Source organism: Emticicia sp. CRIBPO, assembly GCF_009905725.1.
Lineage (GTDB): Bacteria > Bacteroidota > Bacteroidia > Cytophagales > Spirosomataceae > Leadbetterella.
Genome location: NZ_JAAAKV010000018.1, coordinates 75,805 through 82,907 on the forward strand (window position 1 = coordinate 75,805; position 7,103 = coordinate 82,907).

Here is a 7,103-nt window from a genome sequence, read left to right on the forward strand (position 1 = left end):
AAACATTGTTGACGATTATGAAAATTACCTTCCTCCCTTTATTTCTGATGATGCTGACTTTCGGGCTGAGTGTGGCCAAAGACAGTTATGGGCAGGAATTACTGAATAAACGTTTATCTATAGAGGTTAGGCGTGGGGAGTTCAGGGAAGTGCTGTCTAAGATAGAGAAAAATGCAGATGTGAAGTTTAGTTTTGTGCCCCAGCTGGTAGATTCCAAAGAGCGGATTTCTATTTCGGCGGAAGACGAAACCCTAGGAGAAATCCTGAATGGTGTATTCAAACCTTTGAGAATCACTTATGAGGTGTCGGGCAAGTACATTGTGCTGAGAAGGAGTAACCTGACAATGCTGAACGCTCCGGCCATGAGTTTTCCCAAATTTGTGATCCAGGACGTTAACATCAAAGGAAAGGTGACGGACTCAAAAGGAGAACCTGTGATCGGTGCTACGGTGATTCTTAATTACCAGAGCAGGAACCAGATCGTGGATAAAGACGGAGCATTTACTTTTAATAATATCCCTGAAGGAACCTACACCCTGACTTTGACAAGTGTAGGATATAAAAGCCTGAAGAAAGAAATTACCGTGAAAGGCCCTGAGGTGCAGATAGACCTGTTGATGCAGGAGGATAACCTTCAACTGGAGCAGGTGGTGGTGACTTCAAGCGGTTCGGCGAAGAAGAAAATTGAGTCAAGTGTGGCTATTTCGACCATCTCTGCCAAACAACTGAGTCAGAGACCACCGTTGAATAGTACAGACATGTTAAAAGCAATTCCAGGTCTTTCAGTAGAAAGCAGTGGCGGTGATGGCCCGGGTAGTGTGCGTGTAAGGGGTTTACCTGGCGGAGGTTATGTGTTTATGGGCGTGATGGAAGACGGTCTGCCTGTTTTACCTACCGGCTACAGCACCAGCCCCTCTGCTGATCAGTATTATAAAGTAGATCTGACCGTAAAGACCGTGGAAGCTATCCGTGGAGGTCATGCGGCGGTGATCCTGGCCAACACACCGGGAGCATTGATCAACGTGTTGTCTAACACAGGAGGAGCCAAATTCGGAGGAAAAGTGAAATATACCCGTGGTTTGTCCCAAAATGCCAACAGGTTTGACCTTAATTTGGGAGGGCCTTTGAGTGAAAAAGTGAAGTTCAATGTAGGAGGATTTTACAGGGCTGACGACGGTATCCGTCCGCCATCGTACCGTGCGAACGAAGGAGGACAAATCAAAGCCAATCTTACCTACCAGTTTAAACCGAATTCCTACATCAGGTTTTACGGGAAATACCTGAACGATAAAACGGCCTGGCTGGTACCTTCTTACTATAGCTACGACGGAACAGGGCAGGGGAAAGCCTTGCCTGATTTTGACCTGCTGAAAGAAATACTGGCTACCAGAGACACGAAGTTTTCACTCACCAGTCCTGACGGCAAAAACATGAACTTTGATTTTTCAGACGGCGTGCACCTGAAGTCGCTGGCCGGAGGAATTGAGCTGAAACATGTGACCAAAAACGAATGGAGTTTTAAAAATAACCTGAGATTCCAGAGTACAAAGAGCAGCTTTACCGGATCGATCGTCACAGCAGCGACAGCTTATAAAGCCAATGTGAAGTATTATTATCTTGACGGACAGGAGCTAAGCAATCCTACCGGGTTTTATACGGGGCAGTCGCTTATAGGTACCACTTCTGAAGATAAGCAGTTCTCTGATTTCCTGGATATCAACAAACAGATAGGTAAAAATTCCCTTTCTTTCGGACTTGGCATTCACACTTACGATGTGTATATGTATTCATTGGGAGCTACCTTCAATACTGAAATCAAAAATCAGCCGAGGATCCTGAGAATTGCCAACAACACCGGAAATGGTTTTTCGGGAGTTAACATCGGTACTTTTATGGATGGTATGACTACGATTTCTTCGGCGACGGTTTCGGATGAGATTGATTTCGGCAAACTGACTACGGATATCGGTATCAGGGCTGACAGGTTCCATGTAAAAGGCGACAGGCTTCAGAACAGTACGCCGTTTACCAATAAAACCGCCTTTGACGAATCCAACTCTTATATGACGGCTTCGTTGGGACTTAATTATAAAATCAACGAACAGCATGCCTTGTTCGAAAGAGCAACCAGCACCTACAGTGCCCTTAACATTTCCAATTATTCTGCTTTTAACTTTAATCCTGATAATATCAAAGACAGGAAAGTGTTTATGTCTGAGGCCGGATATAAGGTTAATACCTCCAAATTTGCCTTGTTCAGCTCATTGATCTATGCCAGGCTGAACAACATTGCCTCCAGTATGCTGATTCCGAATACGACAGACGGATTTATCAGTATCGCTACTTTTGCTTCAAGCCGTAACATCAGTGCAGAAGTGGAGGCCATTTATACGCCGAATAAAAACCTGAATTTCAGACTTACGACCACCTTGCAGGATAGTAAGTACACCAAATATGAAGTGACCGCCCCGGCCAATGCCCGTCCGGACCTTGCCGGAAAACCCTACATCTGGTCTGGCAACCAGGCTGAGCGTGTACCTAATTATATCACCGAACTGTCGGCCAGTTATACCTACAAAATATTCGATGCTTTTGCCAGTTTCAGACGCATCGGTAAAAGATGGACTTCTCCGAGTAATGTTTACCGTCTTGACGGATACAATGAAGTTTCGGCCGGTTTAGATGTTAAAATCACCAAAGCCATCGGACTGAGGGTATGGGCAGATAACCTGACCAACAGCCGCGGACTGACCGAAGGAAACATCCGTGGAGATCAGTTCCTGCTGAACGGAAACTTCGAAAAAGGTTCTCTTCAGATCGGCCGTGTCATCCTTCCGAGAAGCTTCTGGACCTCATTGACATTCGCTTTCTAAAAACTCATTCAAATGGGATTGCACTTGTGCAATCCTCGGGCCTTCAGACCCAAAACCATTCATCATTGCCCCGGCCTGAAGGCCGGGGCCTATTTAAATTTAAAGAATTATGAGATGTTTCAAATTGTTCATAGCTGTGCTATGTTCCCTGACAGCATTGGCCGGGCCTGTTCCCGAACGCCCAAAATTGGTAGTGGGTATCGTGGTAGACCAGATGAGGTACGATTACTGGTACCGCTATTATGATAAATATTCGGAAGGAGGATTTAAACGATTGCTGAACCAGGGATTTAACTGCCGGAATCATCATTATCATTACGCATTGACAGTAACAGCTGCCGGACACGCTTCTGTTTACACCGGATCTGCTCCGTCTGTACATGGGATTGTGGGTAATGACTGGTTTGATCCTTCATTAAATAAAAGGGTGTACTGTGTAGGCGACAGTTCGGTGCAAACGGTGGGCAGCAGCAATGTGACCGCCGGGAAAATGTCTCCCAAAAACATGCAGGTGAGTGCCATTACAGATCAGCTGAGGATCGGTACCAATTATCAATCCAGGGTTATAGGTATCGCATTGAAAGACCGCGGGGCCATACTTCCTGCCGGGCATACCGCCAATGCCGCTTACTGGTTTGACAGCAAAACCGGTAACTGGATCAGCAGCAGCTTTTATATGGATGAACTGCCTTCGTGGGTGAAATCATACAATGAAAAGAAACGCCCTGCTCAGCTGATGCAGGAAGGCTGGAAAACGCTTTTGCCGGTTGAGCAATACCTCGAAAGCACCGCAGATGATAAACCTTACGAAGCTAAACTGGCCGGAGCGAAAAAGCCGGTCTTCCCTTATGAACTGGCCGGAACGGCCGGGGACGCCTTCGGTATTTTGTCTTCGACGCCACATGGCAATACCCTCACGAAAGAACTGGCCCTGGAAGCCCTGAAAAACGAGAATCTGGGCAAAGGCAAAGCCACTGATTTTCTGACGATCAGCTTTTCGTCACCTGACTATGTCGGGCATGGTTTCGGTCCGAATGCTGTGGAAGCAGAAGATATTTATCTGAAACTTGACCGGGATATCGCCGATTTGCTGACTAACCTGGACAAAGCGGTGGGGAAAGATAATTACCTTTTGTTCATTACAGCCGACCACGGGGTCATGGACGTAGTGGACCTCTGGAAAGAACATAAATTGCCTGCAGGAAGGATCAATTATCTGAAAATGAATGCGGATGTGAAAGCTGCTTTGAAGGAAAAATTCGGTGAGGGAGATTTTATCAGGGCATTCGAAAATTTCCAGTTCTACCTGAATCATGATTTGCTGGAAGCGAAACAAATAAAAGAGGAGGAAGTCTTCAAAATAGTCAGAAAAGTGCTGATGAGTTTTGATGGCGTTGCTGACGTGCTGAATCTGCCGGAATTGTACAAGTCTAACCTCAATTCCTACCTGACAGAGTTGTACAAAAATGGCTACCATACGAAACGAAGCGGAGATTTACAGATCGTGGTAGAGCCTGGTTGGATGGCAGGCCCTATTGCCGCCAATCATGGCTCCCCTTATAATAATGATACGCACATCCCGCTTTTGTTTTATGGCTGGGGAGTCAGACCCGGCCAGACTTTCGGCAGGACGTCTGTGGCTGATACAGCACCAACTGTGGCTGCATTACTCAGTATCCTCGAGCCCAACGGAAACATCGGGAAGGTGATTGAGGAGGCTCTGAGAAAATAATGAATGCACCAGGCTCATGGTACACGGGAGCCTGGTGTTTATTTGTTTCAATATTTTTAACTTTTAAAACATTAGATTGGATGAGAGTCTGCGGGCAAGTAACGCACACAAAAGCCGATTCGAAATAATTTAATCACTAAGCAGAGTCAGAGCTCGAGCTTTAATGTTAAATGTCCACCAAGTCCTTTCTGGATAATTTTCATCAGTGTAGAAAGACGAATATCTGATGAATTATTTTCAATTCTTGAAATATAAGATTTGTTGGTGCCACATTTTTCGGCGAGTTGTTCCTGTGTCATACCAAGTTTTGTTCTGGCTTCTTCAAGAAGAGCCCCGAGGCGGAAAGCTTCAAATTCCTGTTCCCATTCCTCACGTTTTGGCTGCCCCTTTTTTCCGTACTTTTTATCAAGTATGTCGTCAAGTGTTGTTATGTTACTAGTTTTCATTTTTATATTCTTCCATTATTTTTAATGCTCTTTCAATTTCTTGCTTCGGTGTTTTCTGTGATTTTTTTTGGAATCCGTTTCCAAGAACAACCAGGTTGCCTTTGTCAAAAAAAGAAAATATTCTATAAATATTATTCCCGACTTCAACTCTTATTTCGTAAAGTCCTTTTGTATTTTCCAGGTGTTTGAAATACTTTTCCGGGACCTGACGAGTTACCTGGATGAGTTTCAAAGTCCATTCGATTTTAGCTTGAACGTTGTCCGGTTGATTCTCGTAAAAGTCCAGAAAATAATTCTTATAAGCGATTATTTGTCTGTGTGCATTCACAGTACAAAGTTAACTGTTCAGACAACTTTTTCAAATGAAATATTTCCTTTTTTCAGAGTGACCTATCTGAAAAGCAAAAAGACAGGAAACCTCCTGTCTTTTTGCTTCAAAATATTCTGACATAATCAGATGTCTTTTCCAAACCTGATCATCATGTAGTTTCTGTTATCTACCAGGGTTTCTTTTACGTAATTCTCATAATACGGCTTGGTCATGAGGTCGACCTGGAAATAGTGTTTGCCATAATTAATGGCATTTTTTTCCAGTCTGCTTGAAGAGGCGTCAGCAAAATCAGTGTTTTTGAAATTATTCAATACATTATTGCTGACTCTTTTGCCGTCTATCCAGATGCCATATTTTTTACTATCCTTCCAGGTGTCAATTTGTAATTGCGTAGGGACTTCATTTTTAAACGGGTCATTGAATTTTTGAAAATAGACCATTTGACTATCCTGCTGCTTCTTACTCATTGAAAGAAATATCTTTTCAAGTTTTGCCTGTTCATTTTTAGGTATTTGATACCTAATCGTGTTCCCTTTTTTTACGGTACTACGTTTCACAATCTCATTGTACTCTCTTACTACCTCCTCCGATACTCCTTGAGGATTGGATGGTACTTCTTTAGTCACTGATTGTGGTTTCGCTGCTTTAGGAGGACTTTGGGCTGTAATCCTTGAGCTAAACAGGAAAACAGATAGTCCTGTGACAGTAACAATAGCTAATTGTTTGAAAAAAGCTTTTACGGGGTGGGTTGTTCTGGTCATCATCATTAATCGTTTTTTAGTCATTAAAAAATTGAATTGGCTGGTTAATACAGGACTGCATGACTGACTTGCTTTGTCAATCAGCAGGTATTGATAAGCCGGCGTGTCATTAAATGTCCGGACGACGGCTTCGTCTGCCAGGAACTCATGATTCAATTGCATAGCTTTTTTGTAAAGCATAAATAGCGGATTGAACCAGAAAATCACCCTGATGACTTCGATGAAGAGGATGTCAAGTGAGTGCTTTTGTTTCACATGGGTAAGTTCATGCAACAAAATTTCCTCTTCAATACTGCCTTCCTGGTAAGCCTGGCGATGGACAAAAATGTAATCCAGAAAGCTGTGTGGAGTCAGCTGTTCATTTATGAGTACGATCTTTGACTCCTGGTAAGGGATGACGGCATTACCGGGTATTTTAGTGAAAATGCTCCTTAGATTTCTGACAAACCGGAATGAAAAGATCAATGCTACAAGTCCGTAAACGGCCCACCAGAGCTTCGTGAAATCAAAGTTTTCAGCAACAGGCTGCCTGGTGAGAGTATTTTCTGCAAGATAAAGACGCTTCGGATCCTGCATTATCGTTCTCAATGATTCCGTTACCGGGGAGGACGTTTCAAAAGAGATCAACGGGATTACCAATGATAGTATAAGACTGCCTAACAGATAGAATCTGTTGAACTGATGCATTTTTTCTTTTTCGAGCAAGACGAAGTATGCCAGCAGGAATATACCGGAGCATAAAACCGATTTGATCAGGTAAGTTGTCATTTTTCAGGTTGATTTAATTTCAATACTCCATATTAAACGGGCTCAGTTCTTATACTCACCCTCTCCTTCTTTTGGTGGCGGTGGAGGAGGTGGCGGTGGAACCGCCTTTTTTAATGATCTCTCCACAGGCGGCGGCGGTGGCGGCGGAACTCCTTTCCTGTCACGATCCACAGCAGGCGGTGGGGGCGGAGG

The 7,103-nt window shown here is 43.9% G+C and carries 5 protein-coding genes; 2 read left to right on the plus strand and 3 right to left on the minus strand.

Annotation, left to right across the window (positions count from 1 at the left end):
• The first annotated feature begins 17 nt into the window (after nucleotides 1–17).
• Both GVN16_RS25245 and pafA read left to right on the plus strand, forming a co-directional pair.
• On the plus strand, nucleotides 18–2,873 hold the full coding sequence (locus tag GVN16_RS25245) for a beta-sandwich domain-containing protein (RefSeq protein WP_166566759.1): 2,856 nt from the start codon (nucleotides 18–20) through the stop codon (nucleotides 2,871–2,873).
• A gap of 109 nt (nucleotides 2,874–2,982) precedes the next feature.
• Nucleotides 2,983–4,605: an alkaline phosphatase PafA gene (pafA, locus tag GVN16_RS25250; protein WP_166566760.1), complete on the plus strand. Its 1,623-nt coding sequence runs from the start codon at nucleotides 2,983–2,985 to the stop codon at nucleotides 4,603–4,605.
• Between the two features lie 146 nt (nucleotides 4,606–4,751).
• Here pafA and GVN16_RS25255 read toward each other — a convergent pair whose 3' ends face one another.
• The 3 genes from GVN16_RS25255 to GVN16_RS25265 all read right to left on the minus strand — a co-directional run bounded on the left by GVN16_RS25255 (nucleotide 4,752) and on the right by GVN16_RS25265 (nucleotide 6,911).
• Nucleotides 4,752–5,051, minus strand: a complete 300-nt coding sequence (locus GVN16_RS25255) for a helix-turn-helix domain-containing protein (RefSeq protein ID WP_205748992.1) — start codon at nucleotides 5,049–5,051, stop codon at nucleotides 4,752–4,754.
• Nucleotides 5,041–5,379 (minus strand): type II toxin-antitoxin system RelE/ParE family toxin, encoded by a 339-nt coding sequence (locus tag GVN16_RS25260; protein WP_166566761.1) that lies wholly within the window; start codon nucleotides 5,377–5,379, stop codon nucleotides 5,041–5,043. The genes GVN16_RS25255 and GVN16_RS25260 overlap by 11 nt, the downstream gene beginning before the upstream one ends.
• A gap of 125 nt (nucleotides 5,380–5,504) precedes the next feature.
• Complete coding sequence (locus GVN16_RS25265) at nucleotides 5,505–6,911, minus strand: M56 family metallopeptidase (RefSeq protein ID WP_166566762.1); 1,407 nt, start codon at nucleotides 6,909–6,911, stop codon at nucleotides 5,505–5,507.
• Nucleotides 6,912–7,103 lie beyond the last annotated feature (192 nt).

Excerpts from the sequence above, each read along its gene's own strand:
- GVN16_RS25265 (WP_166566762.1), bottom strand. The coding sequence starts at position 6,911 with ATGACAACTTACCTGATCAAATCGGTTTTATGCTCCGGTATATTCCTG.
- pafA (WP_166566760.1), top strand. The coding sequence starts at position 2,983 with ATGAGATGTTTCAAATTGTTCATAGCTGTGCTATGTTCCCTGACAGCA.
- GVN16_RS25245 (WP_166566759.1), top strand. The coding sequence starts at position 18 with ATGAAAATTACCTTCCTCCCTTTATTTCTGATGATGCTGACTTTCGGG.
- GVN16_RS25255 (WP_205748992.1), bottom strand. The coding sequence starts at position 5,051 with ATGAAAACTAGTAACATAACAACACTTGACGACATACTTGATAAAAAG.